Raw genomic sequence first — 23,003 nt, 5'->3', positions numbered from 1 at the left:
GATCTCCTGGAACGTGGTGAGCGGGTGTCTGGCGGGTCAGCGCGTTGCGCGCTTCTTCGGCTTCTTCGGCTTCGAGGTGGACTTGACCGTCGCAGGTCCATCGCTCTTGAGGCTGGAGATGCCGGCGCGCACGGCGGCTGAGAAGCCGGCGAGCTTGATGAGGGGGCCGCCGACGGTCGCCGCGGTGAGTGCGACGAGGCTTGAGACGTTGCTCGTGGTCTCGGAGACGTGGGTCGTGATGCTGTCGATCTTCGCGAGCTGCTTGTTGGCCTCGAGCACGGTGACCTGCGTCTCGGCGAGGGTTGGCGTGATCGCGTCGACGGACTCGCGGATGCCGCTGCGCACCTCGTCGAGCACCCCGCCGAGCTTCAGCAGGGGAACAGCGAGCAGGAGGACGAGGATGAGGAAGACTGCGGCCGCGATGAGGCCGGCGATGTCGCCACCAGACATGGTGCTTGCTCCTTAGTGAGCGCGGCGCGTCGCCGCACGGATAGACGAACGCCGCAGCGCCGCAGGACAGACAAAAGGGCGGGTCATCTTGCGATGACCCGCCCCTATGTTAGTTGGCTCCGGCGGCTCGGGTTGCCCCGAACTGCCAGTTCCGGCGAACCGGAGCGCCAGCTTGGCTAGCGAGCAGCGTAGTACTCGACGACGAGCTGGACTTCACACGTCACCGGGACCTCGACGCGCTTCGGGCGACGCACGAGGCGCGCCTGGAGCGTTGCGAGGTCGACATCGAGGTAGGCGGGGAGCTTCGGGAGGACGTCCGCGTGGCCACCGGCTGCGGCAACCTGGAAGACCTCGAGGGCCTCCGAGCGCTGCTTGACCTGGATGAGCTGTCCCGGCTTCACGCGGAAGCTGGGGCGGTCGACGAGCTTGCCGTCGACGAGGATGTGGCGGTGCACCACGAGCTGACGAGCCTGAGCCGTCGTGCGGGCGAAGCCCGAACGCAGGACAAGCGCGTCGAGGCGCATCTCGAGCAGCTCGACGAGGTTCTCACCCGTCAGGCCTGCCGCGCGACGCGACTCTTCGAAGACGATGCGAAGCTGCTTCTCGCGGAGCCCGTACTGGGCGCGCAGGCGCTGCTTCTCGCGCAGACGGACGGCGTAGTCGCTGTCGGTCTTGCGACGCGTGCGGCCGTGCTCGCCCGGTGCGTACGGGCGCTTCTCGAGCGCGCGCTCAGCCTTCGGGGTGAGCGCGATGCCGAGTGCGCGGCTGAGGCGCACCTTGCTGCGTGAACGTGAGGTCTTGGACACAATTGCCTTTCGAGCGAAGTTTGGCGCGCGTGAGCGCGCAGAAATGAAGTTGCTCTCCGCCAAGGCCATGCCCCGGCGTCAAACTTGAGCAGTGTCGCGCGTGCGTCGGCTACAGACTGCACGCCTTACTCCCAGACGCGCAGCCGCACGGTCCCGGGACGTAGACCGAGAAAGACTAGCACAGTGCGGCGTACCGTCACGTACCCGGCTTGGTGATGGCGCGGAGCTTCTCGAGCCTGGCAGCGATCTCGCGCTCTTCGCCGAAGCGGGTCGGCGAGTAGTACTCGCGCTGGCTCAGCTCGTCGGGGAGGTACTGCTGCTCGGAGACGCCGCGCGCGTCGTCATGAGGGTACTTGTACCCCTTGCCGTGACCGAGGCGCTTCGCTCCTGCGTAGTGCGCGTCCCTGAGGTGCTTGGGAACTCGGCCGATGCCGCCCGCCTTGACATCGGCGATGGCGGCGTTGATGCCGGAGTAGGCGGCGTTGGACTTCGGTGCCGTAGCCAGGAACACGGTCGCCTGAGCCAGCGGAATCCGCCCCTCCGGCATGCCGATGAGCTGCACGGCGTCTGCCGCGGCGACTGCCATCTCGAGCCCACGTGGCTCCGCGAGACCGATGTCCTCGCTCGCCAGCACGATGAGGCGCCGGGCGATGAAGCGCGGGTCCTCCCCCGCGACGATCATCCGCGCAAGGTAGTGGAGCGCAGCATCCGGGTCGCTCCCTCGGACGGACTTGATGAACGCGCTGATGACGTCGTAGTGCTCGTCGCCGTCCCTGTCATAGCGCAGGAGCGCCTGGTCGGAGGCGCTCGCGACGATCTCGGCGTCGATGGTCGTGTGCTCTGAGGCCTGCGCTGCGGCGGCCGCGGCCTCGAGTGTGGTGAGCGCGCGCCGCGCGTCTCCGGAGGAGAACTGGACGATGGCCCGTTTGGCGTCGTCCGCGACCTCGAAGACCCCTGAGAGTCCTCGCTTGTCGGTGGAGGCGCGGTCGATGAGCTCGATCAGATCTGCTTCGTCGAGCGGCTGCAGCGTGAGCAGCAGGCTCCTGGAGAGCAGCGGGCTGATGACCGAGAACGACGGATTCTCCGTCGTGGCTGCGACGAGCGTCACCCAGCCGTTCTCAACGCCTGGCAGGAGCGCGTCCTGCTGCGCCTTCGTGAACCGGTGGATCTCATCGAGGAACAGCACAGACTGGATGCCGTAGAGATCGCGTTGCGTGAGCGCCTCGTCCATCACCTGGCGCACGTCCTTGACGCCGGCCGAGATCGCGGAGAGCTGGGTGAAGCGCTTGCCCGAGGTATGCGCGATCGCCTGCGCGAGCGTCGTCTTGCCCGTTCCGGGCGGACCCCAGAGGATCACGGAGGTGCCAGCCCGAGCGTCCTGCTCGGGGGATGCGAGCGCGCGGAGGGGTGAGCCCGGGCGCAGGAGGTGCCGCTGACCGACGACCTCGTCGAGGGAACGCGGGCGCATCCGCACCGCGAGGGGCGCGGTTGTACCCGCCAGGCTTGGCGCGTCACCGGTCATGAGGCCCGATGTTAGTAAACTCCCCTCTGGTGCCTGCACGGCATGCTGAGGACAAGCGAATGAGGCACAGTGGCAACTTCGGAGAAGAACACGCGTGAACAGCGTCGGCGTACCCGCGAGTACGAGGCGCGCGTCGCCGTCCACGAACGGGGTGTCCGGCGTCGCAGTCGAGACAACCGCGTCTGGACCGTCGCCCTCGTCGTCGTGGCGCTTGTCGTCGGCGCCCTGCAGGTCTTCTACTTCACCGGCGGCCCCGGCGCGCCAGCACCCGCAGCGGACGCGACCTCGACGCCTGCGGCCACGCCCGCCGGCGAGGTGCCAGACCCGGCCATCGCCGAGGCGCGCACGTGGACCGGCGAGCTGACGTTCAACGACGACCTCACGCTCGGCATCGAGCTCGACGGCGCGGCAGCTCCCCAGGCGGTCGCGAACATGGTCTCCCTCAGCGGTGAGAACTACTTCACGGACACCTCCTGCCACCGCCTCACGACCGAGGGGCTCTTCGTGCTGCAGTGCGGCGATCCGACCGGCACCGGGACGGGTGGGCCCGGCTACAGCTGGGGCCCGATCGAGAACGCACCGGAGGACGGGGTCTACCCGGCCGGCACGATCGCCATGGCCCGCCAGGGCGGCAACGCCGAGAGCATGGGGAGCCAGTTCTTCATCGTCTACGAGGACACCACCCTCCCCGGTGACGCCGCAGGCGGGTACACCGTCATGGGTCAGGTCACGGACGGACTGGACCAGCTCATCACGGGCATCGTGGATGCCGGCGTCGACCCCGCTTCAGGGGGCGGCGATGGTGCGCCGGTCGCACCCGCGGTGATCACGTCGCTCACGCTCGAGTAGCGGGTCGGACCGCGCTGACGCGGCGACGGGACTCCCCGTCATCTGCAGAGACTGGGCATGCGCTGGTGAACGAAGCGTCCGCAGTGTCCTAGCATGGGGAGTCAGTCGCGCAAGCTGCGCAAACGCCTACCGTGAGGGAATACCCGCCATGTCTGCACTCCCCCAGAACCCGTGGGGCCGCGTCGAAGAAGACGGCACCGTGTACGTGATCGAAGAAGGGACTGAGCGCAAGGTCGGCCAGTACCCTGACGGCACGGCCGAGGAGGCTCTCGCGTACTTCGTCCGCAAGTTCTCTGACCTCGAGGGTCAGGTCTCGCTGCTCGAGCAGCGCGTCAAGAACGGCGCACCGGCCTCCGACATCGCGAAGTCGGCCAAGCACCTCAGCGCGCAGCTGAGCGACGCGAACGCCGTCGGAGACCTTGCGGCGCTCCGGTCGCGCCTCGACGCGCTCGGCGGGACGGTGAGCGAGCTCACCGAGCAGCAGCGCGAAGCGCAGCAGGAGGAGATCGCCGGGGCTCTCGCGGAACGCGAAGCGATCGTGGTCGAGGCCGAGCGCCTCGCCGCCCAGCCCCCAGCCTCCATCCAGTGGAAGCAGACGACGGCGAGCATCGACGAGCTCTTCACGAAGTGGAAGGCGCACCAGCAGGACGGGCCGCGCCTGCCGAAGGCCGAGGCCAACGCGCTCTGGAAGCGCTTCCGTGGTGCCAGGAGCACGCTCGAGCGCGAGCGTCGTGCGTTCTTCGCCGAACTCGACGCGAGCCACAAGACCGCTCGGGATGCGAAGACGAAGATCCTCGAGCGCGCCGAGGCGCTCGCCCCTCGCGGCGCGGACGGCGTGGCTGAGTACCGCCGCCTGCTCGACGAATGGAAGGCCGCTGGCCGTGCTGGCCGCAAGTACGACGACGCCCTGTGGAACCAGTTCAAGGCGGCTGGAGACGTGCTCTTCCAGGCGAAGGGCGAGGTCGACGCGGCCGAGAACGTCGAGTACGCGGCGAACTACGAGGCCAAGGCAGCGCTGCTCGAGGAGGCGACGCCGATCCTCCAGATCACCGACCGCCGTGCGGCACGCGAGAAGCTCGCCGATATCCAGCGACGCTGGGATGAGATCGGCCGTGTTCCTCGCGAGAACTTCAAGTCGACAGAAGACCGCCTTCGCGCGATCGAGCAGCACGTTCGCAAGCTCGACGACGACCACTGGCAGAAGTCCAACCCGGAGCGCCAGGCGCGTAGCCAGGGCATGCACAGCCAGCTCACCGAGGCGATCGAGAAGCTCGAAGCCGAGCGTGCCGCCGCGGAGGCTCGTGGCGACAAGCGTGCCGTGAAGGAAGCCGAGGAGGCGCTCGAAGCCCGCCGCGTGTGGCTCGGGGCCATCGGCAGCTAGACCGTCGAGCGCTGTCCACAGCTCACCAGGCTGAGCGGCGCGAAGACCACGAAGTGGGGCAGGATGCGAGTGTGCATCCTGCCCCGCTTCGTCTGCTGCCCGATGTGGAGCTGCAGGTCATGAGGCGCGATGGCGTCGTCGTCCGCTTCGGTCACGCCTGCGCAGTCGCGTATGCGTCGGTGGCCGACCGGTTGACCCCGGGAGACCGAGCCGCATCGCTCGCTCCCCTGGTGATGGGAACCGCCGCGGTGGGTGGTGCCTCAGCCGTCTGGGTGCACGCGGGCGGACTTGCGCCGTCGGAGCTCACCATCTCCACGCAGCGTGGAGCGCGTCCGCCCAGGCAGCATCTCGTCGGCGTCCGCTATCGGTCCACTGCTCCGCCAGACGCTGCGGTCCGGCTCGTCGGAGGCGTCCGGGTCGTCGTGCCGTGGCTGGCGTTGTTCGATCTGCTCCACGACCCGACAGCCGACCAGGCGACCATCGAACTCGCCGTGAGGCGACTTGAACTGGATCCCGTCGAGCTGCTCGCGACCCACGTCACGCTGCGCCGGCCGTTCGCTGCTCTGGCGAGGAGACGTGCGATGTTGGCGACAGCTGCTACTGGGTCTTGACGCGGTACACGTCGTAGACGCCGTCGATGCGGCGCACGGCATTCAGCACCCGGTCGAGGTGCGTCGTGTCGCCCATCTGGAACGAGAACTTGCTGATCGCGAGGCGCGCCTTCGAGGTGTGCACCGTCGCCGAGAGGATGTTGACATGGTGCTCGCTCAGCACCCGCGTGACGTCGCTCAGCAAGCCAGACCTGTCGAGCGCCTCGACCTGTATGTTGACGAGGAACACGCTCGACGAGCTCGGCGCCCACTGGACTTCGATCATGCGCTCCGGCTCGCGGAGCAGGCTCGCCACGTTGTTGCAGTCGGCTCGGTGCACCGAGACGCCCTGCCCACGCGTGACGAAGCCGAGGATCTCGTCACCCGGAACCGGCGTGCAGCACTTGGCGACCTTGACGAGGATGTCGGGCGCGCCGCGGACGAGCACCCCGGAGTCGCTCGTGGTCGGGATGGTGGTGCCGGGCGTGAACTGCGGCGCCTCATCGGCGGCCGGGACGTCCTGCTCCTGCCGAAGCGCGGCCTGCAGCTTCTCCATGACGGATTGCGTCGAGACGTGGCCGTCGCCGACGGCCGCGTAGAGGGCGGTCACGTCGAGGTAGCGGAGGTTGGAGGCGACCGACGAGAACGCCTCCTGGACGTGGTCCTTGTTGAGCGGGAGGCCCGCCTTGCGGAGTGCCTTCGCGACGGAGTCCTTGCCCTGCTCGATCGCCTCGTCGCGGCGCTCCTTCGAGAACCACTGCCTGATCTTGTTCTTCGCCCTGGCGCTCGCGACGAACGTCAGCCAGTCCTGCTTCGGTCCCGCGTCCGGGTTCTTCGAGGTGAACACCTCGACGACATCGCCGTTCTGCAGTTTCGAGTCGAGCGGGAGGAGCCGCCCGTTGACCTTCGCGCCCATCGTCCGGTGACCGACGTCGGTGTGGATGGCGTACGCGAAGTCGACGGGTGTCGCCCCTGCGCTGAGACCGATGACCTTGCCCTGCGGTGTGAAGACGTAGACCTCTTTCGCGCCGAGGTCGAAGCGCAGCGAGTCGAGGAACTCCCCCGGGTCCGTCGTCTCCTGCTGCCAGTCGCTGAGGTGCTTGAGCCAGGCCATCTCGGTCTGGGTCTCATCCGCCTTGTCCTGCTTGCCCGACTGGGCGTTCTGCTTGTACATCCAGTGCGCCGCGACACCGAACTCGGCGCGGCGGTGCATCTCGACGGTGCGGATCTGGATTTCGACCGGCTTGCCGTCCGGCCCGATGACCGTCGTGTGCAGCGACTGGTAGAGGTTGAACTTGGGCGTCGCGATGTAGTCCTTGAACCTGCCGGGCATCGGCGTCCACCTGGCGTGGATCGCTCCCAGCACGCCGTAGCAGTCGCGGACCGAGTCGACGATGAGTCTGATGGCGGTGAGATCGTAGATCTCGTCGAAGTCCCGTCCGCGGACGATCATCTTCTGGTAGATCGAGTAGAGCTCCTTGGGGCGCCCGTAGACGTCGCCGCGCATCTTCAGCTGACGGAGGTCGGACTGCACCTCTGCGATGACGCGCTGGACGTACTTCTCGCGCTCCGGCTGCCGGTGGGCGACGAGGTTCTTGATCTCTGAGTAGATCTTGGGATTGATGACGGCGAACGAGAGGTCCTCGAGCTCGTTCTTCATCGCCTGGATGCCCATCCGGTGCGCGAGCGGGGCGTAGATCTCCAGGGTCTCCTTGGCCTTGCTCTTGGCCTTCTCCGGCGACATGAAGCCCCAGGTGCGGGCGTTGTGGAGACGGTCGGCGAGCTTGATCACGAGAACGCGGATGTCCTTCGACATCGCGACGACCATCTTTCGAACGGTCTCCGCCTGCGCGTTGTCGCCGTATTTGACCTTGTCGAGCTTGGTGACGCCGTCGACGAGCATCGCGATCTCGTCACCGAAATCGGAGCGGAGCTCGTCGAGCGTGTACTCCGTGTCCTCGACCGTGTCATGGAGCAGGGCCGCTGCCACGGTGATCGAGCCGATGCCGAGGTCGGCGAGGATCTTGGCGACGGCGACCGGGTGGGTGATGTACGGCTCGCCGCTGCGTCGGAACTGCCCCTCGTGCGCATCCTTCGCGACCTCGTAGGCGCGCTGCACGAGCGCGGTGTTGGCGCGGGGGTCGTGCTTCCTGAGCGATTTGAGAATCGGCTCGAGAACGTGCACAGGCTGCTTCGCGAACATTCTCGGCATTCGCCAGCGCAGCGAGGAAACTTCGCTCATGCAGCACCTCCATATGCATCATCACCCTGGCCTGCGTGAATACGCGGACCAGGGTGATGACAAGTTATCACCGTGCGGACGGTCGTCAGGACGCCGATGCCTTCGACGCCGACTCGGATGCCTCCGGGGTCTCCGCGTCGTCGTCGAGAGCGTCGCCCTCCACGTCGCCGCCATCCTTCTGCGTGCGAGCGCGCGCTGCCAGAATGCGCTTGTCGGTGCGTGCGATCTCCGGCTCTCGCGACCGGAGCGCCGCGTAGAGCGGGCCGGCGACGAAGATCGTCGAGAGTGCCCCGACGAAGATCCCGATGAACAGCGCGAGTGCGATGTCGCGCAGCGTGCCTGCTCCCATGAGGAAGGCGCCGATGAAGAGGATCCCGCCGACCGGGAGGAGCGCGACGACCGACGTGTTGATCGAGCGCACCAGCGTCTGGTTGATCGCGAGGTTGACGAGTTCGCCGAACGTCCTCGAGGACTCCGCGTTGTAGTCCTCGGCGTTCTCGCGGATCTTGTCGAACACCACGACGGTGTCGTACAGCGAGTAGCCGAGGATGGTGAGGAAGCCGATCACGGCCGCCGGGGTGACTTCGACGCCGGTGATGGCGTAGACGCCCGCCGTGACGACGAGGTCGTGGGCGAGGGCGACGAGCGCCGCTATGGACATCTTCCAGGTGCGGAAGTACAGCGACATGAGGATGGCGGCGACCGCGACGAAGACCGCGAGGCCGATCACCATCTGCCTGGTGATGTCCTGGCCCCAGGATGGCCCGATCGTCGACAGGTTGACGTCCTCGACGGGAACGGAGTAGGCCTCGGCGAGCTGCGCGCGCAGCTCGGTGTTGGCCTCTTCGGACAGGGAGTCGGTCTGTACTCGGATGCCGCCGTCGCCGAGGACGGCGACCTTGGCCGGCGTGGGCGTGAACTCGGCCGCCGCCGCGATGGCCGGCTCCTGCTCGTCGGTCGCCGGCTGCGAGACGAGGAACTCCGAACCGCCGGTGAACTCGATGCCGAGTTCGAGGCCACCACGGAGGATCGGGACGAGGATGGAGATGAGGACGGCGATCCCCGCGATGGAGAACCAGATCTTCCGCCTGCCGACGAAGTCGATCGAGCGCTCACCGGTGTACAGGTCGTTGCCGAGCGTCTGGAACTTGCTCATCAGGCCTTCTCCCCCTTGCTTGTCGTCGACGTCTGCTCCGCCGCAGGCGTTCCTGCGCTCACGAGGTCGTCGGCTCCGCCCTTCTTGGCGGCTTCCGCCTTGCGCTCGGCGAGGGTCTGGCGCTTCGTCGCCTCACGCGACGCGCCGCGCTTCTTCTGCTCGGGGGTGCGGAACGTTCCGCGGCCGCGGTAGACGGCGCCGAGCGAGCGCGGGTCGAGGCCGGAGGCCGGGTGGCCGTCTGCGAAGAACGAGGTCCGTGCGAGGAGTCGCATGAGCGGGTGCGTGAAGAGGGTCACGACGATGATGTCGATGATGGTCGTGATGCCGAGGGTCAGCGCGAAGCCGCGCACGTTGCCGACGGCGACGAACAGCAGCACGATCGCGACGAGGAAGTTGACGGCGTCGGACGCGAGGATCGTGCGGATCGCGCGCGCCCACCCGCCTTCGACGGCGGAGACGAGTCCCTTGCCGTCTCTCAGCTCATCCTTGATGCGCTCGAAGTACACGATGAACGAGTCCGCCGTGATGCCGATGGCGACGATGAGGCCCGCGACACCCGCGAGTGACAGCCGGTACCCCTCTTGGTTGGAGAGGTAGGTGACCACGATGTAGGTCAAGGCCGCGGCGATGACCAGCGAGGCCACGGTCACGAGCCCGAGCGTCCGGTACTGGAAGAGCGAGTAGACCACGACGGCGGCGAGTCCGATGAGGCCCGCGATGAGGCCGTTCACGAGCTGCGAGCTTCCCAGCGTGGCCGAGATGGTGGAGGTGGACTGCGCGACGAAGTTGAACGGCAGCGCACCGAACTTCAGCTGGTCGGCGAGCGCCTTCGCGCTCTCCTCGTTGAAGTTGCCCGAGATCTGCGGCTTGCCGTCGGTGATCGCGGCGTTGGTGGTCGGGGCGACGATGACCTGGTTGTCGAGCGTCACGGCGAACCTGTTCTGGTTCTCCGTGAGGCCGACGAGACGCTCGGTGACGGCAGCGAACTCCTGGGTGCCCTGCGCGTCGAACTCGATGTTCACCGCCCACTGGTTCGTGGTGGCGCCTGTGCTCGTCGTGGTGAGACCGCTCGTGGCGTCGGCGATGCGCTCGCCGGTGACTTCGACGGGTCCGAGGACGTACTTCTCCGTGCCCGTGTCGTCGCACGTGATGAGCGGCTGGGTCGGGTCGATGTCGGCGGCCGGAGCGAGGTCTGCGCAGTTGAACTGCAGGAAGTCGACGTACATCTGCTCGGTGACCCAGTTGAGGTCGCTCGCATCGGTCGGCTCGGCGGTCGGCGTCGTCGAGAGCTCCTCCGGCAGCTGGTCTGCAGGGATGGCCTGGGTGTTCGCAGCCTGGTCGGCGACGAGCACGGCGCGGAACTCGAGCTTGGCCGAGTTCTCGATGCGGTCGCGGGTGAGCTGGTCCATCTCGCCGGGCACGGAGACGACGATGTTGCGTCCGCCCTGCGTGGTGATCTCGGCCTCGGAGACACCGGAGGCGTCGATGCGCTGGCGGATGATGGAGACCGCCTGCTGCATCTGCTCAGATGACGGGTCGGCCTGCCCCTCTGGAAGCTGAGCGGCGAGCACAACCTGGGTGCCACCCTCGAGGTCGAGCGCGAGGCGCGGGGTCCACTGACCGCCCTGCGTGGCGACGGCCAGCCAGTTGAGGCCCACGAGGGCAAGGATGAGGATCAGGAGCCACGTGAGCGTGCGCCAGGCGCGCTGGACGATGCCAGCACCCCGACCACGACGCGCCGATGACGTTGTCGACTTCGCCAAGAGAGTTCTGCCTTCTGACCTCAAGACGAGGCCCGTGCGTGAGAGGTGAGGGAGTCGCCTACGCCTTGTTGGTGTTGGGTCCGGACTCGGAGCCGTTGTCGCCGTCGCGGCGGTCTGCGTCCGCGGCGTCGCGGTGCTCGGGCTCCGTGGCGGGGAACTCTTCCACCGTCTCCTCGACGGAGAGCGCGGAGGCGTCGTCCGGGACGGACGGGGTGAGGATGTTCGCGATCGTCATCGAGTGGACGCGGAGGCGCGTGCCGGGCTCGGACTCGATCGTCGTGATGTTGTTGTCCTCGTCGATGTCGACGATGGTGCCGTACACGCCGCTCTGCGTCATGACGTCTGCGCCGATGACGGCGCTGCTGCGCATCTCCTGCTGCTGCTGGGTCCTCTTCTTGTTGCTGCGCCACATGAAGAAGATCATGACGCCGAGGAGGACGAGGGGAAGAAGGAGCGTGAGATCCATATGTGGGTGCCTTTCTGGCAGTCCGTACTACGACTATGCACGCCCGGAACGACGGCAAACGCATCTAGTGTACGTCGCGGTCGTGCGGATGTCGCTCAGCCAGTGATCGAAGGTTGGCGGGAGGACTAGATATCGAGGCGGGGCCCCTGCGGCACGGCGCCGCCCGGCAGCGCCCGGCCGAGGTGCGCGTAGGCCTGCTGCGTGGCGACGCGGCCCCGCTGCGTTCGCGTGACGAGTCCCGTGCGGACGAGGAACGGCTCGACGACGCTCTCGACCGTTTCTGCTTCCTCGCCGACGGAGACGGCGAGCGACTTGACGCCGACCGGTCCCCCGGCGAAGCGATCGATGAGCGCCTGCAGGACGGCCCGGTCGAGCCTGTCGAGGCCAAGCGCATCCACGTCGTAGACGAGCAGCGCGTGCTGCACGGCCTGCTCGTCTGCATCGGTCTCGTGGACCAGCGCGTAGTCGCGGACTCGCCGCAGGAGCCGGTTCGCGATTCGGGGCGTTCCCCGACTGCGGGTCGCGATCTCGGCGAGCGCCGCGTCGTCGACCCGGAGATCGAGGAGGCGAGCCGCGCGCGCGAGGACACGCTCGAGCTCCCCGTCCTCGTAGAACTCGAGGTGGGCGGTGAAGCCGAAGCGGTCTCGGAGCGGGTTCGGCAGGAGTCCGGCGCGGGTGGTGGCGCCGATGACGGTGAAGGGGGCGAGCTCGAGGGGCACGCTGGTCGCCCCGGCCCCCTTGCCGACCATGATGTCGATCCGGAAGTCCTCCATCGCGAGGTAGAGCATCTCCTCGGCGGTGCGCGCCATCCGATGGATCTCGTCGATGAAGAGCAGCTCGCCGGGCACGAGGCTCGAAAGCACGGCCGCGAGGTCGCCGGCATGCTGGAGGGCCGGGCCGCTCGTCAGGCGGATGGGCTGCCCCGTCTCCTCCGCGACGATGAGGGCGAGCGTCGTCTTTCCGAGTCCCGGGGGGCCGGCCAGCAGGATGTGGTCGGGCGTCCGGCTCTGCATGGCCGCTGCCTTGAGCAGGAGCTCGAGCTGCACGCGAACCTTCGCCTGGCCGACGAACTCGGCGAGGTTCGCGGGACGAAGCGCCCCCTCGAAGGCGATCTCCGCCTCTGATTCCGGTGACTCGGGGATGCGCGAGACGTCGGTCACGAGCGGCTCCCCGCGGGTCCGAGGAGCTTCAGCGTCGCGCGCAGCAGCGCTGCGACGTCGGGGTCCTCACCGTCGAGCGCCTTCGCGGCGTCTTCGACCGCGGGAGCCGCCTGGCGTTCCGCGTAGCCGAGGCCGAGCAGCGCCTCGACGACGTCGCGGCGCAGTGCCGCCGAACCGCTCTGGCCGACTGGCTCGCCAGCCGCAGGAATCGGGGAGAGGGCGAGAGCGATCTTGCCGGCGAGGGAGAGGATGATGAGCTTGGCCGTCTTGGGGCCGATGCCGCTGACTGCGGTGAAGGCCTTGACGTCCTCCTCGGCGACGGCGCGTGCGACCTGCTCCGGCTCGAGGTGCGCGAGCACTCCGAGCGCCGACTTCGGTCCGACGCCGGTCACCGTGATGAGGTGCTCGAAGATCTCGAGCTCCTCGGGTCGCTGGAAGCCGTACAGGGTCCACGCGTCCTCGCGCACGACGAGGTGCGTGCGCACCAGCACCTCGGCGTCCAGGCGCAGCTGGAGTGCGTGGGCCGGAGTCACGAAGACCTGGTAGCCGACACCGGCGGCCTCGATCGTGACCGTGGTGGCGGTTCGGTACAGCACCTGGCCGCGGAGGGAAGCAATCACCGGTCTACCGTACGCGGCGGCCGCGAGTTTTCGCGGCACGCTCGGCGGCGAGCCACGCGCTCTGCGCCGCCGTCGGCGCATCAGGCGTGCGCCCGGCAGCTGCTGAGGCTCGCCGGGGCGGGGCCGCCTCGGCAGCGCTGCCCGCGGCGGCTCCCAGCGGGGTCTTCCAGGCCGAGCAGATGGCGAGGGCCAGCGCATCGGCCGCGTCGGCGGGCTTGGGGATGTCGTCCAGGCGCAGGATGCGCTGCACCATCGTGCCGACCTGCTTCTTCTCGGCAGATCCGTAGCCGGTGACTGCCGCCTTCACCTCCGAGGGAGTGTGCAGGGCGGCCGCGATGCCCCGGCGCTCGGCGGCGACGAGCACGACCCCGGAGATCTGGGCGACACCCATGACGCTCGGAAGGTTCTGCTGCGCGAAGACGCGCTCGAGCGCGATGGCATCGGGCGTGTACTCGTCGAGGATCGCCTCGATGCCGTCGGCGAGGAGCCGGAGGCGCCGTGGCAGCTCGTCAGCAGGTGATGACGTGACGACCGAGACGTGCACGAACTCGACCCGCTGTCGCCCGTGCACGTCGACGATGCCGAGGCCGCAGCGGGTGAGACCCGGATCGATGCCCAGGATGCGCCGCGGCACTCGGACTACTCGTCGTCTTCCGAGAGCTGCTGCTGCACCTCTGGCGACACGTCGATGTTGGTGAAGATGTTCTGCACGTCGTCGCTGTCCTCGAGGGCGTCAACGAGGCGGAAGACCTTGCGTGCGGTCTCAGCGTCGGCCTCGACCTTGACGTTCGGGACGAACTCGGCGTCCGCGGAGTCGTAGTCGATGCCGGCGGCCTGCAGGGCCGCGCGTGCGCCGACCATCTCGCTCGCCTCGGTGCGGATCTCGAATACGTGTCCGTGGTCGATGACCTCTTCGGCGCCAGCGTCGAGGACGACCTCGAGGATGTCGTCCTCGGTGGGCGTCTCCTCGTGCGGGACGACGATGACGCCCTTGCGCTCGAAGTTGAAGGCGACCGAGCCCGGGTCTGCCATGTTCCCGCCGTTGCGGCTCATGGCGGTGCGCACCTCGGCGGCTGCCCGGTTCTTGTTGTCGGTCAGACACTCGATGAGGAGCGCGATGCCTCCGGGGCCGTAGCCCTCGTACATGATGGTCGTGTAGTCGATCGATTCGCCGGTCAGACCCGCCCCGCGCTTGACGGCGCGGTTGATGTTGTCGATCGGGACGCTGGTCTTCTTCGCCTTCTGGATCGCGTCGGCCAGCGTGGGGTTTCCTGCGACGTCAGCGCCGCCGATCTTGGCGGCGACCTCGATGTTCTTGATGAGCTTGGCGAACGACTTCGCGCGGCGCGAGTCGATGATGGCCTTCTTGTGCTTCGTCGTCGCCCACTTGGAGTGTCCGGACATGTGTTCTCCGTTGTTCTCGCGCGTCTCGCCGGAGGCGGGCGCCTGCTTCTGATCGTGTGCGCGCCGACACCGTTGCCCAAGAATCGGGACACGACCGGTCGTCGTCGGCGCGCGGTCTGTCCCCAGTTTACTCGTGCTCCTGGGCTCCGCCTGCTCGAGGCGAGCCGGCTTACGCGTGCTCTGGCCAGGCTCCGGCCAGGAAGACCGCCAGTGCGCGTTCGAGGGCTTCGATGTCGGCGATGGCCGCCAGCTCGCGTGCCGAGTGCATGGAGAGGATGGGGATGCCGACGTCGACGGTCGAGACGCCCAGCCTGGTGGCTGAGATCGGGCCGATGGTCGAGCCGCACGGCAGCGCGTTGTTGGAGACGAACGGCTGCACGGCGACGCCCGCGTTCTGGCAGACGCCGTTCCAGAGCGCGCTCCCCCTGGCATCGGTCGCGTACCGCTGGTTCGCGTTCAGCTTGAGGAGCGTGCCTCGTCCCGCGATCGGCCGGGATTCGTCGTCGTGCTTCTCCGGGTAGTTCGGGTGCACGCTGTGGCCGAGGTCGCTGGAGACGAGCCACGAGGCTGCGAGCGCGCGCCGTTGCTGCGCGGGTCCCGCACCGAGCCCCTCCTGGATGCGCGCGAGGACGTCGCCGAGGAAGGGACCTGCCGCTCCGGACCGGCTCGCGGACCCTACTTCTTCGTGATCGAACGCCGCGATGACGGGGATCACGCCGTTCGGGACCGTCTCGACGAGTGCGGTGGTGGCCGCGTGGACACTGACGAGGTTGTCGAGGCGAGCGCCGGCGAACATCGTCTCTCCATGGCCGAAGAGCTGCGCTTCCTGCGCGTCGGCGAGGAAGAGGTCGAACCCGGCGATCGTCTCCGGATCCACGCCCGCGCTCTCTGCGAGAGCCGCTACGACGCCGCCCGCCGCCTCGAGCCCGAGTACGGGGTGCGTGTGCCGTTGCGGGTCGAGGACAAGGCCGCGCTCGTTCACTCCCCTGTCGAGGTGGATGGCGAGCTGCGGGATGCGCGCGATGGGTCCCGAGGCCGCGAGCACCGTCGTGCCGTCGGCGAGCGCGAGACGTCCCGCGACTCGCAGCTCGCGGTCGAGCCAGGAGTTGAGCAGCGGACCGCCGTAGACCTCGACCTCGAGGCGCTGCCAGCCGTGCGCTGACGATTCGGGGGTCGGCTTGACCTTGAACCCGGGTGAGTCCGTGTGCGCTCCGACGATCGCGAACGGCGTCGTCGGAGTGGTGGATTCTGGGACGCGCCAGGCGATGACGGCGCCATCACGCACGACGACGTACCCTCCTGCGTCCTGCGGCCATTCCTCGCGCTCGTCGAGGGTGGTGAAGCCCGCGTCCTCGAGCCGCCTGGCCACCTCAGCCGCCGCATGGAAGGACGACGGCGCGTCGCGGATGAAGGCGGCGAGCGAATCGCTGACCTGCTTGCTTCGCGCGGCTCTGCTCGGTCGGCGTCTGGCCATGTTCGTCTCCTGGCTTCTCTCGAGTCGGTGCGTGGATAGGTGTGGTCAGGCGGCGTGATCGGCGACGCGATCCAGGAAGTAGCTGTGGAATCGCGTCTCGCCGTTCATCTCCGGGTGGAATGAGGTGCCGAGCACGTTCCCCTGCGACACCGCCACCACGCGGCCGTCCGGCAGCGCGGCCATGATCCGGGCTCGGTCGCCCACCGTCTCCACGACTGGGCCGCGGATGAACGTGGCATGAACCGCTGGCCCGCCCAGTTCGGGAACGTCGAGCTCGGTCTCGAACGACTGGTTCTGCGATCCGAAGGCGTTCCTGCGGACGGCGACGTCGAGCCCGCCGAAGCTCCGCTGCCCGTCGATGGCGTCGAGCACGGTGTCTGCGAGCATGATGAGTCCGGCGCAGGTGCCGAGCACCGGCATCCCTGACGCGATCCGCGTCGTGATGGGCTCGGCGATGTCGAAGATGCGCGAGAGCTTGTCGATGACGCTCGATTCCCCACCGGGGATGACGAGACCGGCGACGGTTTCGAGCTGCGCCGGCGTGCGGACGAGCACGACCTCGGCGCCGAGGTCCGTGAGCACCTGCTGGTGCTCACGGACGTCGCCTTGCAGCGCCAGGACGCCGACCGTGGGAGCTGCCAACGACCTGCTACCAGCCGCGCTCTGCGAGGCGGTGGGGGGCAGCCAGGTCGGAGACGTTGATGCCGACCATGGCCTCGCCGAGCCCGCGCGAGGCTGCCGCGATGACGGCGGGGTCGTCGAACGCGGTGGTCGCCTTGACGATCGCCGCCGCTCGCTGGGCGGGGTTGCCCGACTTGAAGATGCCTGAGCCGACGAAGACGCCGTCGGCGCCGAGCTGCATCATCATGGCGGCGTCGGCCGGGGTGGCGACGCCTCCCGCCGTGAAGAGCACGACCGGCAGCTTGCCGGTCTCGGCGATCTCACGGACGAGCTCGTACGGCGCCTGCAGCTCCTTGGCCGCGACGTAGAGCTCGTCACGCGTCATCGAGGTGAGGGCCGCGACCTCGCCGCGGATCTTTCGGATGTGCTTGGTCGCCTCGGAGACGTCTCCCGTGCCGGCCTCGCCCTTGGAGCGGATCATCGCGGCACCCTCGTTGATGCGACGCAGGGCCTCGCCGAGGTTCGTGGCGCCGCAGACGAAGGGCGTCGTGAACTGCCACTTGTCGATGTGGTTCACGTAGTCAGCAGGGCTCAGCACCTCGGACTCGTCGATGTAGTCGACGTCGAGGGCCTGCAGCACCTGTGCCTCGACGAAGTGCCCGATGCGGGCCTTCGCCATGACGGGGATGGAGACCTCGGCGATGATGCTCTCGATGAGGTCCGGGTCGCTCATGCGCGCGACGCCGCCCTGTGCGCGGATGTCCGCAGGAACGCGCTCGAGCGCCATGACGGCGACGGCGCCAGCGTCCTCGGCGATGCGAGCCTGCTCGGCGGTCACGACGTCCATGATCACGCCGCCCTTGAGCATCTCGGCAAGTCCGCGCTTGACGCGGTTGGAGCCGACGGTTCCGTCGGCGCCGACAGAGGTGGCAGTGCGTTCGCTCATGATGTCCTTAGTCTCCGCGCGCAGTCAGTGCGAGGCGGTTCGGGTGTGAAGTGTGCTCAAGTGTAGACGCGGCGCGGTCGACGCATGGTTGGGCGACTGCCCAATGAAAACGCTGGATGTCAGGCCCGCGGCCAAGCGTCCGCGAGAGCCTGCCTGGTCTCTCCGAGGAGCGATGGGAACGCCTTCGTCTTGGCGATGATCGGGAAGAAGTTGGCGTCGAACTGCCACCGCGGCACGATGTGCTGGTGCAGGTGGCCGGCGATCCCAGCCCCGGCCAGTCGGCCCTGGTTCATGCCGATGTTGAAGCCGTCCACGTTCGAGACCTCACGCAGCACGCGCATCGCGGTCTGCGTGAGGTGTGCGATCTCGAGCACCTCGTCCTCCGTGGCCTCGTCGTACATCGCGACGTGGCGGTACGGGCAGACGAGCAGGTGGCCGGAGTTGTACGGGTACAGGTTCATGACCACGAACGCGTGCTCGCCCCTGGCCACGATGAGCGACTTCTCGTCGTCCATCGTGGGCCCGACGCAGAACGGGCAGGCGTCCGCGGCCGGGTCCTGCCCGTCCTGGATGTACGCCATCCGGTGCGGCGTCCAGAGCCGCTGGAACGAGTCGGGCACCCCGGCGAAGTCGGTGGAGCGCTCGATCTCGAGACCATCCAGCTCGCCGTCCGGGAACCCGAGGGCGCTCATGCCAGGTCTTCTGCCGTGTTCACGAGCAGGTGCTCGTCGACAGCCCCGCGGACGAGACGGATCGCGTCCTCGATCGGGACGCCGTTGCGCTGCGTGCCGTCACGGAATCGGAAGGAGACCGTCTTGGCGGCGCGGTCGTCCTCGCCGGCGATGAGCTGGAACGGCACCTTCGCCTTCGTGTGGTTGCGGATCTTCTTGGGCATGCGGTCATCTGAGGCGTCGAGCTCCGCGCGGACGCCGTGTGAACGCAGCTCGTCGACGATGCCCTGCAGGTAGTCCCCGTACTGCTCGGCGACAGGGATGGCGACGAGCTGGACCGGCGAGAGCCAGACCGGGAACGCACCGGCGTAGTGCTCGACGAGCACGCCGAAGAAGCGCTCGATGGACCCGAAGAGCGCTCGGTGGATCATGACGGGCCGCTGACGCGTGCCGTCGGGGGCCGCGTACTCCATGTCGAAGAGCTCGGGGAGATTGAAGTCGAGCTGGATGGTCGACATCTGCCAGGTGCGACCGATGGCGTCGCGGGCCTGCACCGAGATCTTGGGCCCGTAGAAGGCCGCTCCGCCCGGATCGGGGACCAGGTCGAGCCCCGACGCCGTCGCGACCTCCTCGAGCGTGCGAGTCGCTTCCTCCCAGGTCGCGTCGTCTCCGACGAACTTCTCCGGGTTCTTCGTCGACAGCTCGAGGTAGAAGTCGTCGAGGCCGTAGTCCTTGAGGAGCGAGAGCACGAATTCGAGCGTCCTCGACAGCTCGTCGCGCATCTGCTCACGCGTGCAGTAGATGTGCGCATCGTCCTGCGTGAAACCGCGGGCACGGGTCAAGCCGTGCACGACCCCGGACTTCTCCATGCGGTAGACGGTGCCGAACTCGAACATGCGCAACGGCAGCTCGCGGTACGAGTGCGCGCCCTGGTTGTAGATCAGGTTGTGCATGGGGCAGTTCATGGGCTTCAGGTAGTAGTCCTGTCCCTGCTTCGTGACGTTGCCCGCCTCGTCGACTTCCTCGTCGATGCGCATCGGCGGGTACATTCCGTCGCGGTACCAGTCGAGGTGGCCCGAGATCTCGTAGAGGCGCCCCTTCGTGATGTGCGGGGTAGAGACGAAGCTGTAGCCCTCCTGCACGTGGCGCTTCCGGGAGTGCTCCTCCATCTCGAGCTTGATGATGCCGCCCTTGGGGTGGAACACCGGAAGCCCGGAGCCGAGCTCGTCCGGGAAGCTGAACAGGTCGAGCTCGCGGCCGAGGCGACGGTGGTCGCGCTTCATGGCCTCTTCGATGCGCTCCTTGTAGGCGCGCAGCTCGTCCTTCGTCGGCCACGCGGTGCCGTAGATGCGCTGCAGCTGAGGGTTCTTCTCTGATCCGCGCCAGTAGGCGGCGGCGGAGCGGAGGATGGCGAAGCCGTTGCTGAGCATGCGAGTCGACGGCACGTGCGGGCCTCGGCAGAGGTCCTTCCAGTAGACCTCGCCGGTCTTCGGGTCGACGTTGTCGTAGATCGTCAGCTCACCGGCCCCGACCTCGACGGACTCGTTGTCCGCGTTCGCGCCGGACCCCTTGATGCTGATGAGCTCGAGCTTGTACGGCTCGTTCGCGAGTTCCGCTCGCGCCTCGTCGTCGGTGACGACGCGTCGCACGAAGCGCTGGCCCTGACGCTGGATGCGCTGGGCTTCCTTCTCGATGGCCTTGAGGTCCTCCGGCGTGAACGGGGTCTCGACGTCGAAGTCGTAGTAGAAGCCGTCGGTGATGGGGGGACCGATACCGAGCTTGGCGTCCGGGTTGATCTTCTGCACGGCCTGCGCGATGACGTGCGCGGCGGAGTGGCGGAGGATGCTCAGCCCCTCTTCGCTGTCAATCGTGACCGGCTCTGCGACTGCGCCCTCCGGTACCTCGCGGGCGAGGTCCACGAGCTCCCCGTCCAGCTTCATCGCGACGACGGAGCGGTCGGTGAAGAGCTCGAATCCGGTGGTCGTCGCGCCGCCGGCATCGCTCTGGCGGGGTTCGGTCTCGAGGTCAACGGGATCGCTGGTCACGATGCTCCTTGTCGTTAGGCATGAACAAGCGACCACTTTATCGCGGCACCGGCTCACGCCGAGCACCGGTCGACGCGCGACGAACGAGTTCTCCTACTTCGCGGGACGGTTTCCCTTGGCGGTGAAGGTGCCGATGTCCTCGGGCTCGTCCGAACTCGCTGATGTCGTCGTGGGCCGCTTCGAGTTCCCGGCAGGGTCCGTGCCCTCGTCACGAGCGGAACTCTTCTTCTCTGAGGCGGACGTGCCGTCTCTGCCGAGCGTGTCCACGAGGCTGTTCAGGGCGAGGAGCGCGAGTCGGATCTTCTGATGGTGTCGCCCGTCCGTCTTCACGTCGAGCTTCTCGGCAAGCTTCACCGCCTGCTCCTTGATGACGCTCTCGCGACCCGTGACGACCTTCTTGAGCCCCGTGTGCACGGCCTGCACGCGCGCTCCCGAGTTCGCGGAGTCGCGCACTCGACCGCCCCTCGGCTCGCCCGTGTTCGCACCTGCGCTGCTGCCCGTCGAAGACATGGTTCCTCCAAGTGCGCCGCTCGGCGCGATCCGTGATGGGAACAAGATACGCCGGGTCGAGATACATCGCGTGTGAAGACGCTGGGTGACGCGACGCGTGCAGATACACAGCCAAGAAGGCGGCACATCCGGCTAGCCTGAAGTCAGCGATCGGCGGACTGCCTTTGGCGTACGAACAACCGAAGGTTGCCGACCGAGGGGATCCTCACATCACGACTTCATCTTCTGCGCTCCCCCAGGCCTCAGGCCCGCTTCAGGGTCTCGGCCGCGTCCGAACCACGAAGCCCCGCACACCGGGAGCGAAGTCCGTCACGCAGAGCTACAGCGCAGTGTCGAAGGTCATCCGTGAGATGGGCCTCCTCAAGCGCACTCGCTGGTTCTACGGAATGCTGGCTGCCGGCCTCATCGTCGCCCTGGGTGGCGCGATCACCGGCTTCATCCTGCTCGGCGACAGCTGGTTCCAGCTGCTCATCGCCGCGGCGCTCGGCATCATCTTCACGCAGTTCGCGTTCATCGCGCACGAGGCCTCGCACCGACAGGTGCTCGAGTCCGGCCCGGGCAACGACCGCCTCGGTCGCTTCCTCGCGGCGGGCGTCGTCGGCATGAGCTACAGCTGGTGGATGACGAAGCACACGAAGCACCACGTGAACCCGAACAAGATGGGCAAAGACCCTGACATCGACTTCGACACGATCTCGTTCACCGAGGAAGACGCCCGGAAGCAGACCGGTCTCCTCGCACTGATCACGCGCAAGCAGGGCTACCTCTTCTTCCCGCTGCTCACCTTCGAGGGCTACAACCTCCACTTCCGCTCGATCAAGTCGCTCTTCACGCGACAGCCGATCAAGGGTCGCTGGGTCGAGTTCACCATGATCGCAGTGCGCTTCGCGATCTACTTCGGCGCCATCTTCTGGCTCCTGCCCGTCGGCATGGCCTTCGCGTTCGTCGCCGTGCAGATGGCCGTCTTCGGCGTCTACATGGGCGCCTCCTTCGCGCCGAATCACAAGGGCATGCCGATCATCCCGGCAGACGTCAAGATGGACTTCTTCAGCAAGCAGGTGCTCACGTCCCGCAATGTCAGCGGTGGCTGGTGGGCCAGCGCGCTCATGGGCGGTCTCAACTACCAAGTCGAGCACCACCTCTTCCCGAGCATGCCGCGTCCGCACCTCGCTCGAGCTCGCGAGATCATCCGCGAGCACTGCCAGAACCTCGAGGTGCCGTACACCGAGACGACGCTCATCAAGTCGTACGGCATCGTGATCGAGTACCTGAACCGCGTCGGCCTGCAGGCACGCGATCCGTTCGACTGCCCGCTCGTCAATCAGTTCCGTCGCGTGTGACCTGACCCCACACGTGCTCGAAGGCCCATCCGGATCATCCGGGTGGGCCTTTTTCGTCTCCCTCCCAGGTCACTCGCCGACATCTATTCGTAAATCTACGAATAGGGCGTATGCTCGAGTCATGAGCATCCACTTCCAAGCACAGATGCCTTCCGGCTGGAAGGCGACGAGCGCCATCCGCACCATGCGCTTCCCGGGCGGCGAGGTCTCCCTCGTCGTGCTCGACTCCCTTGAGGAGGTGCCGGCCTACGCCACCGTGACCGGTGCTGACCCGTCGGACCTCGTTGCCCTCGGGATGTGGGCCGACTACACCCACGGGCTCGGGCACCGCGCCGTCGCCCTCCTCCCGTACCTGCCCGCGGCCCGGGCCGACCGCGGCGTGCCGTTCGGCGCGAGGGTCTACGCCGACCTCATCAACAGCTTCCGGCTCGACCAGGTGATCGTCTTCGACCCGCACTCCCGAGTCGCGCCCGCGCTGATCGACAACGTCAAGGTGATCGGCTCCGCACCGTACATCCGTCGTGCCACGATCGGTCGTGTCGGCGACACCCACGACTTCACGGGCGTCATCGCGCCGGACGCGGGCGCCGTCACCCGTGCGCAGGCTGCGGCCGACGCGTTGCACCTTCCGCTCTTCCGCGCACAGAAGCACCGCGACTTCGCCACGGGCAGACTTTCCGGCTTCAGCTGCGAGCAGCTGCCGGAGCACGGACGACTGCTTGTGGTCGACGACATCTGCGACGGCGGCGGCACGTTCAGAGGACTTGCAGAGGCGACGGGCCTGAAGCGCGAGCGGCTCTCCCTGTTCGTGAGCCACGGCGTGTTCTCCGGGGATGCGCCTGCCCTGCGCCAGCACTTCGCCGAGATCATCACCACCGATTCGCACCCCGGTTCCGCTCGCAAAGGTGTGGCGACCAAGGTGCTCTCGATTCGTAACATCCTTGCCCCCTTCGTCGAGCGCTGAGCAGCGCGACGACGACCTCGACC

Annotated in this window: 23 protein-coding genes; 4 read left to right on the top strand and 19 right to left on the bottom strand. The window is 67.6% G+C overall.

Features of this window, described 5'->3' with window-relative positions:
- Positions 1 to 36 precede the first annotated feature (36 nt).
- The 3 genes from ACQFZP_RS04415 to ACQFZP_RS04405 all read right to left on the bottom strand — a co-directional run bounded on the left by ACQFZP_RS04415 (position 37) and on the right by ACQFZP_RS04405 (position 2,778).
- Positions 37 to 450, bottom strand: a complete 414-nt coding sequence (locus ACQFZP_RS04415) for a DUF948 domain-containing protein (RefSeq protein WP_211890448.1) — start codon at positions 448 to 450, stop codon at positions 37 to 39.
- A 176-nt stretch (positions 451 to 626) separates the two neighbouring features.
- On the bottom strand, positions 627 to 1,256 hold the full coding sequence (rpsD, locus tag ACQFZP_RS04410; RefSeq protein ID WP_068484404.1) for a 30S ribosomal protein S4: 630 nt from the start codon (positions 1,254 to 1,256) through the stop codon (positions 627 to 629).
- A gap of 196 nt (positions 1,257 to 1,452) precedes the next feature.
- Positions 1,453 to 2,778, bottom strand: coding sequence for a replication-associated recombination protein A (locus ACQFZP_RS04405; RefSeq protein WP_211890447.1), 1,326 nt, complete (start codon positions 2,776 to 2,778; stop codon positions 1,453 to 1,455).
- A 69-nt stretch (positions 2,779 to 2,847) separates the two neighbouring features.
- On the opposite strand from ACQFZP_RS04405, the gene ACQFZP_RS04400 reads away from it, so the two are divergent.
- Together ACQFZP_RS04400 and ACQFZP_RS04395 are read left to right on the top strand one after the other, a co-directional pair.
- Positions 2,848 to 3,627, top strand: a complete 780-nt coding sequence (locus ACQFZP_RS04400; protein ID WP_104311975.1) for a peptidylprolyl isomerase — start codon at positions 2,848 to 2,850, stop codon at positions 3,625 to 3,627.
- A 148-nt stretch (positions 3,628 to 3,775) separates the two neighbouring features.
- Positions 3,776 to 5,008, top strand: coding sequence for a DUF349 domain-containing protein (locus tag ACQFZP_RS04395; RefSeq protein WP_211890446.1), 1,233 nt, complete (start codon positions 3,776 to 3,778; stop codon positions 5,006 to 5,008).
- Here the strand turns inward: ACQFZP_RS04395 and ACQFZP_RS04390 are convergent.
- The 16 genes from ACQFZP_RS04390 to ACQFZP_RS04315 all read right to left on the bottom strand — a co-directional run bounded on the left by ACQFZP_RS04390 (position 5,005) and on the right by ACQFZP_RS04315 (position 20,676).
- Positions 5,005 to 5,163: a hypothetical protein gene (locus ACQFZP_RS04390; protein WP_211890445.1), complete on the bottom strand. Its 159-nt coding sequence runs from the start codon at positions 5,161 to 5,163 to the stop codon at positions 5,005 to 5,007. The two genes, ACQFZP_RS04395 and ACQFZP_RS04390, sit on opposite strands and share 4 nt — an antisense overlap.
- A gap of 105 nt (positions 5,164 to 5,268) precedes the next feature.
- Positions 5,269 to 5,544, bottom strand: coding sequence for a hypothetical protein (locus ACQFZP_RS04385; RefSeq protein ID WP_211890444.1), 276 nt, complete (start codon positions 5,542 to 5,544; stop codon positions 5,269 to 5,271).
- A gap of 61 nt (positions 5,545 to 5,605) precedes the next feature.
- Complete coding sequence (locus tag ACQFZP_RS04380) at positions 5,606 to 7,840, bottom strand: RelA/SpoT family protein (protein ID WP_211890443.1); 2,235 nt, start codon at positions 7,838 to 7,840, stop codon at positions 5,606 to 5,608.
- An 85-nt stretch (positions 7,841 to 7,925) separates the two neighbouring features.
- Positions 7,926 to 8,996 (bottom strand): protein translocase subunit SecF, encoded by a 1,071-nt coding sequence (gene secF / locus ACQFZP_RS04375; protein WP_104311979.1) that lies wholly within the window; start codon positions 8,994 to 8,996, stop codon positions 7,926 to 7,928.
- Positions 8,996 to 10,759, bottom strand: coding sequence for a protein translocase subunit SecD (gene secD, locus ACQFZP_RS04370; protein WP_249312033.1), 1,764 nt, complete (start codon positions 10,757 to 10,759; stop codon positions 8,996 to 8,998). The genes secF and secD overlap by 1 nt, the downstream gene beginning before the upstream one ends.
- Before the next feature lie 58 nt (positions 10,760 to 10,817).
- Complete coding sequence (gene yajC / locus ACQFZP_RS04365) at positions 10,818 to 11,225, bottom strand: preprotein translocase subunit YajC (RefSeq protein WP_104311980.1); 408 nt, start codon at positions 11,223 to 11,225, stop codon at positions 10,818 to 10,820.
- Between the two features lie 125 nt (positions 11,226 to 11,350).
- Complete coding sequence (gene ruvB / locus ACQFZP_RS04360; protein WP_104311981.1) at positions 11,351 to 12,385, bottom strand: Holliday junction branch migration DNA helicase RuvB; 1,035 nt, start codon at positions 12,383 to 12,385, stop codon at positions 11,351 to 11,353.
- Entirely contained in the window at positions 12,382 to 13,005 is a 624-nt protein-coding gene (ruvA, locus tag ACQFZP_RS04355; RefSeq protein ID WP_211890442.1) for a Holliday junction branch migration protein RuvA, read from the bottom strand. Before ruvA ends, ruvB begins: the two co-directional genes overlap by 4 nt.
- A gap of 4 nt (positions 13,006 to 13,009) precedes the next feature.
- The gene (gene ruvC / locus ACQFZP_RS04350) at positions 13,010 to 13,639 is read right to left on the bottom strand and encodes a crossover junction endodeoxyribonuclease RuvC (RefSeq protein ID WP_179556694.1); all 630 of its coding nucleotides are present in this window, start codon (positions 13,637 to 13,639) and stop codon (positions 13,010 to 13,012) included.
- 5 nt (positions 13,640 to 13,644) lie between these two features.
- Complete coding sequence (locus ACQFZP_RS04345) at positions 13,645 to 14,409, bottom strand: YebC/PmpR family DNA-binding transcriptional regulator (RefSeq protein ID WP_104311984.1); 765 nt, start codon at positions 14,407 to 14,409, stop codon at positions 13,645 to 13,647.
- A 169-nt stretch (positions 14,410 to 14,578) separates the two neighbouring features.
- Positions 14,579 to 15,883, bottom strand: coding sequence for a M18 family aminopeptidase (locus ACQFZP_RS04340; RefSeq protein WP_211890441.1), 1,305 nt, complete (start codon positions 15,881 to 15,883; stop codon positions 14,579 to 14,581).
- Between the two features lie 45 nt (positions 15,884 to 15,928).
- Positions 15,929 to 16,525, bottom strand: coding sequence for a pyridoxal 5'-phosphate synthase glutaminase subunit PdxT (gene pdxT / locus ACQFZP_RS04335; RefSeq protein ID WP_211890440.1), 597 nt, complete (start codon positions 16,523 to 16,525; stop codon positions 15,929 to 15,931).
- Positions 16,526 to 16,532: 7 nt separating this feature from the next.
- Entirely contained in the window at positions 16,533 to 17,450 is a 918-nt protein-coding gene (gene pdxS, locus ACQFZP_RS04330; RefSeq protein WP_104311987.1) for a pyridoxal 5'-phosphate synthase lyase subunit PdxS, read from the bottom strand.
- A gap of 119 nt (positions 17,451 to 17,569) precedes the next feature.
- Positions 17,570 to 18,142: an HIT family protein gene (locus tag ACQFZP_RS04325; protein ID WP_179556690.1), complete on the bottom strand. Its 573-nt coding sequence runs from the start codon at positions 18,140 to 18,142 to the stop codon at positions 17,570 to 17,572.
- Positions 18,139 to 20,061, bottom strand: a complete 1,923-nt coding sequence (gene thrS, locus ACQFZP_RS04320) for a threonine--tRNA ligase (RefSeq protein WP_104312581.1) — start codon at positions 20,059 to 20,061, stop codon at positions 18,139 to 18,141. The genes ACQFZP_RS04325 and thrS overlap by 4 nt, the downstream gene beginning before the upstream one ends.
- A 198-nt stretch (positions 20,062 to 20,259) precedes the next feature.
- Entirely contained in the window at positions 20,260 to 20,676 is a 417-nt protein-coding gene (locus ACQFZP_RS04315; protein ID WP_211890439.1) for a hypothetical protein, read from the bottom strand.
- Positions 20,677 to 21,005: 329 nt separating this feature from the next.
- Between ACQFZP_RS04315 and ACQFZP_RS04310 the strand changes: the two genes are divergently transcribed.
- Together ACQFZP_RS04310 and ACQFZP_RS04305 are read left to right on the top strand one after the other, a co-directional pair.
- A complete protein-coding gene (locus ACQFZP_RS04310; protein ID WP_258068132.1) occupies positions 21,006 to 22,016 on the top strand; it encodes a fatty acid desaturase family protein in 1,011 nt (336 codons plus the stop codon).
- A gap of 121 nt (positions 22,017 to 22,137) precedes the next feature.
- Positions 22,138 to 22,980, top strand: coding sequence for a phosphoribosyltransferase family protein (locus ACQFZP_RS04305; RefSeq protein WP_211890438.1), 843 nt, complete (start codon positions 22,138 to 22,140; stop codon positions 22,978 to 22,980).
- Positions 22,981 to 23,003 lie beyond the last annotated feature (23 nt).

Origin of the sequence: Pseudoclavibacter sp. Marseille-Q434 (assembly GCF_050315415.1) — a bacterium.
Taxonomy (GTDB): domain Bacteria; phylum Actinomycetota; class Actinomycetes; order Actinomycetales; family Microbacteriaceae; genus Pseudoclavibacter.
Note: the sequence above shows the minus strand (reverse complement) of the source record. Positions and strands in the feature narration are given on the sequence as shown.

What these genes read in the sequence shown, in the direction of transcription:
- ACQFZP_RS04415 (WP_211890448.1), bottom strand. Translation starts at nt 450, where the DNA reads ATGTCTGGTGGCGACATCGCCGGCCTCATCGCGGCCGCAGTCTTCCTC.
- ACQFZP_RS04405 (WP_211890447.1), bottom strand. Translation starts at nt 2,778, where the DNA reads ATGACCGGTGACGCGCCAAGCCTGGCGGGTACAACCGCGCCCCTCGCG.
- ACQFZP_RS04395 (WP_211890446.1), top strand. Translation starts at nt 3,776, where the DNA reads ATGTCTGCACTCCCCCAGAACCCGTGGGGCCGCGTCGAAGAAGACGGC.
- ACQFZP_RS04380 (WP_211890443.1), bottom strand. Translation starts at nt 7,840, where the DNA reads ATGAGCGAAGTTTCCTCGCTGCGCTGGCGAATGCCGAGAATGTTCGCG.
- secF (WP_104311979.1), bottom strand. Translation starts at nt 8,996, where the DNA reads ATGAGCAAGTTCCAGACGCTCGGCAACGACCTGTACACCGGTGAGCGC.
- yajC (WP_104311980.1), bottom strand. Translation starts at nt 11,225, where the DNA reads ATGGATCTCACGCTCCTTCTTCCCCTCGTCCTCCTCGGCGTCATGATC.
- ACQFZP_RS04345 (WP_104311984.1), bottom strand. Translation starts at nt 14,409, where the DNA reads ATGTCCGGACACTCCAAGTGGGCGACGACGAAGCACAAGAAGGCCATC.
- ACQFZP_RS04340 (WP_211890441.1), bottom strand. Translation starts at nt 15,883, where the DNA reads ATGGCCAGACGCCGACCGAGCAGAGCCGCGCGAAGCAAGCAGGTCAGC.
- pdxS (WP_104311987.1), bottom strand. Translation starts at nt 17,450, where the DNA reads ATGAGCGAACGCACTGCCACCTCTGTCGGCGCCGACGGAACCGTCGGC.
- ACQFZP_RS04325 (WP_179556690.1), bottom strand. Translation starts at nt 18,142, where the DNA reads ATGAGCGCCCTCGGGTTCCCGGACGGCGAGCTGGATGGTCTCGAGATC.
- thrS (WP_104312581.1), bottom strand. Translation starts at nt 20,061, where the DNA reads ATGAAGCTGGACGGGGAGCTCGTGGACCTCGCCCGCGAGGTACCGGAG.
- ACQFZP_RS04315 (WP_211890439.1), bottom strand. Translation starts at nt 20,676, where the DNA reads ATGTCTTCGACGGGCAGCAGCGCAGGTGCGAACACGGGCGAGCCGAGG.
- ACQFZP_RS04305 (WP_211890438.1), top strand. Translation starts at nt 22,138, where the DNA reads ATGAGCATCCACTTCCAAGCACAGATGCCTTCCGGCTGGAAGGCGACG.